We start from the raw sequence: 1743 nt of genomic DNA, 5'->3' as shown, positions 1-1743 counted from the left end.
CGGGACGTGTCAGAAGAGGCTCAGCAGGGCCTCCGCCGGGTCGGTGAGGCCGCCCTCGCCGCCGGGCAACGGCAGCTCGAACCACACCGTCTTGCCGCGCGGCGTCCGCCGTGAGCCCCACGCCGCGCTGAGCAGCCCGACCAGTTGCAGGCCCCGTCCGCCCTCGTCGGTGTCCCGGGCACGTCTGCGGCGCGGCTGGACCAGGCCGGAGTCCCACACCTCGCACACCAGCGTGCGGTCCAGCAGCAGCCGCAGCCGGATCTCCCCCTCGCCGTACCGCAGGGCGTTCGTCACCAGCTCGCTGACCAGCAGCTCGGTCGTGTCGATCAGCGGCTCCAGGTCCCAGGACTGCAGCCGGTCGCGGGCGTACTCGCGGGCCCGGCCCACGCTGCGCGGCTCGCGGGGCAGCGTCCAGTCCCCGACGGAGTCCGCGGGCAGCCCCTGCACCCGGGCCATCAGCAGGGCGATGTCGTCCTCACCGTGGTGGGTGTCGAGGGTGCTCAGGACGTGGTCGCAGACGTCCTCCAGCGGCCGGCCGGGATCGGTGAGCGCCCCGACGAACGCCTGGAGGCCCTCGTCCAGCGGATGGTCGCGGGACTCGACCAGGCCGTCGGTGTACAGGGCGAGCAGCGCGCCCTCCGGCAGTTCGACCTCCACCTCCTCGAACGGCTCGCCCCCCACACCGAGCGGCATGCCCGGCGGCACGTCGAGCATCAGCGCCGGCTCGCCGGGCTCGACCAGCACCGGCGGCAGATGGCCCGCGTTGGCGAAGGTACATCGCCTGGTGACGGAGTCGTAGACGGCGTAGACGCAGGTCGCGAGGTAGACCTCGGACAGGTCGGCGTCCCTGGGCTGCCGGGCCGTGCGGCTCGCCTGCCGGACCCCGCCCGGCGTGCCGAGGCCGCGGGCGATCTCGTCCAGCGCGGAGAGGACCTCCGCCGGTTCCAGGTCCAGCAGCGCCAGGGTGCGTACGGCGGTGCGCAGTTCGCCCATCGCGACGGCCGCGCGCAGGCCCCGGCCCATCACGTCGCCGACGACCAGCGCCGTGCGGTGGCCGGGCAGTTCGATGACGTCGAACCAGTCGCCGCCCACCTCGGTCGCCGCGTTGCCGGGAAGGTAGCGGCAGGCGATGTCCAGGCCGGACGCCTCGGGGTCGCCGGGCGGGAGCAGGGAGCGTTGCAGTATCAGCGCCCGTTCGTGTTCCCGGCGGTACAGGCGCGCGTTGTCGATGCAGACGGCGGCGCGTGCGGCCAGTTCGACGGCGAGGTCCCGGTCCCGGTCGCCGAACGGCTCGCTGCCCTTGGTGCGGGCGAACTGGGCGAGTCCCACGACCGTGTCGTGGGCGACCATCGGCACGGCCAGCGTGGACTGCACCAGGCCCCCCTCCTCGGCGGGCACCCGCTGCGGGCGGGCGGTGCGCAGGGCCTCGGCGCAGGGCGAGTGGAAGGGGAAGTGATGGACCGCGCCGACGTCCACGGGCTTCCCGGAGCTGCTGAAGGGGGCACCGGAGACGGCGCTGGCGAAGGCGACACGGCGCAGTTCGGCGCTGCCGTCGGCGTGCCCGGGCGGGGTCTCGTCGCCGGCCAGCAGGCCCTGGTAGAGGTCGACGGTGGCCAGGTCGCAGAAGCCGGGGACGACCACGTCGAGGAGTTCCCGGGCGGTGGTCTCCAGGTCGAGGGAGTTGCCGATGCGGGCGCCGGCCTCGTTGAGCAGCGCGAGGTTGCGGCGGGCGTCGATCTCCTC

The 1743-nt window shown here is 74.3% G+C and carries 1 protein-coding gene; it reads right to left on the bottom strand.

What is annotated here, in order from left to right:
- Positions 1-9 precede the first annotated feature (9 nt).
- A partial coding sequence (locus H5J33_RS34115) for a SpoIIE family protein phosphatase (protein WP_181798537.1) occupies positions 10-1743 on the bottom strand: 1734 nt, incomplete at its 5' end.

Source organism: Streptomyces sp. WELS2 (assembly GCF_013870595.1).
In the GTDB taxonomy this organism is placed as follows: Bacteria; Actinomycetota; Actinomycetes; order Streptomycetales; family Streptomycetaceae; genus Streptomyces.
This window is presented reverse-complemented; position numbering and strand designations above follow the sequence as displayed.